Origin of the sequence: Arthrobacter sp. TB 26 (assembly GCF_000427315.1) — a bacterium.
Taxonomy (GTDB): Bacteria; Actinomycetota; Actinomycetes; order Actinomycetales; family Micrococcaceae; genus Arthrobacter.
This window is the reverse complement of the sequence record NZ_AUPJ01000517.1, coordinates 6,373-9,059: the sequence shown is the minus strand read 5'-3', so window position 1 is coordinate 9,059 and position 2,687 is coordinate 6,373. Positions and strand designations below refer to the sequence as shown.

2 protein-coding genes and 1 pseudogene are annotated in these 2,687 nt (G+C 71.8%); all 3 read right to left on the bottom strand.

Annotated features, from left to right (window positions below; translation table 11 throughout):
* Positions 1–400 (bottom strand): annotated as a pseudogene (locus K789_RS0120525) (hypothetical protein); the annotation flags it as partial.
* Between the two features lie 148 nt (positions 401–548).
* Positions 549–1,286 carry a hypothetical protein gene (locus K789_RS0120520; RefSeq protein ID WP_024368385.1) on the bottom strand — a complete coding sequence of 246 codons (738 nt, stop codon included), beginning with the start codon at positions 1,284–1,286 and terminating at the stop codon, positions 549–551.
* Positions 1,287–1,299: 13 nt separating this feature from the next.
* Entirely contained in the window at positions 1,300–2,661 is a 1,362-nt protein-coding gene (locus tag K789_RS26610; RefSeq protein ID WP_306376633.1) for a PEP-utilizing enzyme, read from the bottom strand.
* Between the last annotated feature and the right edge of the window lie 26 nt (positions 2,662–2,687).

The window sequence follows — 2,687 nt, the reverse complement described above, 5'->3', positions numbered from 1 at the left end:
CGGCGGGAAGCTGGGCATGGGCGGCCGTGTTGTCCTTGGAGTTGTAGAACCACAGCTCATTGCCATGCCGGACGGCATCCCTCTCCGCCATCCTGTCCATAACCTGCACCCGGGCGTTCCCGGGCCCGTCAAGGTAGACGCGGGCCGTGTGGGGTCCTGTCAGCAGTTCGAGCCAGGCCGTTTCCGGTGACCCCGCACCGGGCCCCGACGTCGGAAGTTCCGGCAGGCCGATCCCGGAGCTCTGTTCCAGGGTCCCGGACAGGGATTTTTCGCCGTGCTGGGCGATCAGGAGCAGCACCTGCTCCGGGGTCTTCTCCGGCAGCGGGTCTCCGGCATTTGCGGGCAGGGACCCGGACAGGACGCCGGCCGCGATCACGGCAGGCACCGCAACAGCGGGCATCCAACGCAGCCATTTGCGCGTCATTGCGACCGCGCTCCAATCTTGCAGCTCATGATTCAACAGTACGCCCGGGAGTGGCCCGATTCACCCTTTCCCCGGCAGATTGGTCCGGCCGGGCCGCCGCCGTGGCCGGGGCCCGGGGGCGCGCTCAGGTCAGCACATTCAGCGTCAGCTCGACCGCCCCGAGCAGGAGCGCGAGGACCGAGGTCCCGAGTCCGGCGACGAGCAACAGCCCCGGGTGCGCCAGACCGACGACGACCCGTCTGAGCCGTGGCCGTCCCCGCAGGAATTTCTTGGGCAGCAGGGGCGACGCAGGGTCCTGCTTCCAGCCGCGGAGGCGCCGCAGGAACCACGCGCAGCGGATGATGAAAGCCAGCCAGAGCACGGACACCACAAGGGGGACCGCGGCCAGCAGGAGGTTGAACCCCACGGCTGTGACCTCCCGCTCGGAAGCGCCGACGAGGGACTGGATAGTGGTGGAAATCGAGGCGCTCATGACCACGGAGACACCCCACACGAGGAACGCCGCCGTGAGGGCGAGGAAACGGACGAAGAAGTGTCCCAGCACGGAGTCTTTCCGCCGTTTGAGATGCCGTCTGGGAGTGGCCTGCAGCAGTGCGACGGCCGCCAGGAGGGTGGGCAGCGCGGCCATCCCGACCATCACGTACCAGGCCCAGCCTGCGAAGTCGAAGGCGTCGTCCGCGACGATCAGGGCCGCCCAGAATCCTGTCCAGGCCCAGCCGGCGGTGAGCGGGCGGCGGACCAGCCAGCCGGGAAGCCAGGGATCGTCGACGCCGGGCTTCGGCACCGGTTGCTCTGCCGGCTGGTCAAGCCCGGTCACGGCGTCGCCCGCCGCCGGCTGCGGGGCACCCTCCACGTCGCTCATGAGGCCACTGTAGCTAGGCGTCCCCGGGCGGGGCGCCCGTCGCGACTGTGCCCGCGGCGCCGTCGACCGTGATGACCTGCCCGGTGACAATCCGGGAGGTGGCGTCCGGGACCCCGACCACTGCGGGAATCCCGTACTCCCGGGCGACCACCGCGCCGTGCGAGTTGGGGCCGCCCATTTCCATCACCAGCCCGCCGGCGGTCAGGAACAGCGGCGTCCAGCCCGGGTCCGTGGATGGCGCCACGAGGATCTCGCCGGGCTCCAGGTGCGCCTCCTGCGGCTCCAGGATGACGCGGGCGGCGGCGGTGACGGTGCCGGCCGATGCCGGGGTGCCTGTCAGGACGCCCGGGGCTCCGGCACCGGCCCCGGCCGCGCCGGCCTGCACCGCCTCCGGTTCCGTCCCGTCCGAGAGGAGTACCCGCGGGATGTGCCGGCGGCCCAGTTCCTGGACGTAGGCCTCGCGGCGCTGCGCCACGACGGTGTGCAGCGGCCTCCCGGAGAGGCCGTCGCGGGCCTCGACCAGATCGAGGAAGAAGATGTCGTCCGCTTCCGTGATGCGGCCGGCCACGGCCAGGTCCGTCCCGATGGCCTGGAGCTGCCGGCGCACCGCGGCGAGGGCCTCGACGATGTGGTACTTCGGCAGTTCCCGCAGCCCGGCGAACATCCGGGTGCGTTCCAGAGCCGCCCGCACCAGCGCGCCGCGCAACCTGCTCCGCTCCCCCGCGGCGGCGGACAGCCGCTCCACCTGGGACTCGGCGTCCCGCGCCGCCTTGCTGAACTGCCGGTCCGGCGCCTGGCCGGGATCGTCCAGGCGCAGGTAGTTGGCCAGGACCCCGAGGATATGGGCCGGGTCGTCGGACCAGCGGGGCATCCCCACGTCAATCTCGGCCACCGCCCGGTGCCCGTAATGCGCCAGGAAACTGGCGAGCCCGGACTGCACGACGACGGGCAGCCCGCGGGCCCGGTAGTGGCGGACGAGTTCCGGCACCCCTGCGTTATCGAACGCAGCGCCGTCGAACACCGCTGCGGATGCGGCGTCGGCCCGGATGGCGGAAGCGAGCTGCCAGAGTGCCAGGTCCATTTCGGTAGTGACGTTGTTGGGAAGTCCCCGCAGGACCGGCTGCAGCGAACCCGGTCCGGCGACGGGTCCCAGCAGCCTCCCGGCGGCCGCCAGCAGGGCAAAGCCCAGGGCCGGCAGCGGCAGGATATTGGGCACCACCGGGAAGAGCTCCTGTCCCAGGATGCGCTCGACGTGGTCCAGCCGCTGCACCGCGGTGGACCCGGCCGGGACTACCAGGGCGGCCCGGAACCGTTCGCCGAACCGTTCAGCCCGGCGCAGCGCGGCCTCCGGCCGGAACAGGGCGCGGAGCAGCAATTCCGGGACCCTGGCCCGGGCCGCCA

Coding starts and splice junctions, on each gene's coding strand:
- K789_RS0120520 (WP_024368385.1), bottom strand. CDS start 1,286: ATGAGCGACGTGGAGGGTGCCCCGCAGCCGGCGGCGGGCGACGCCGTG.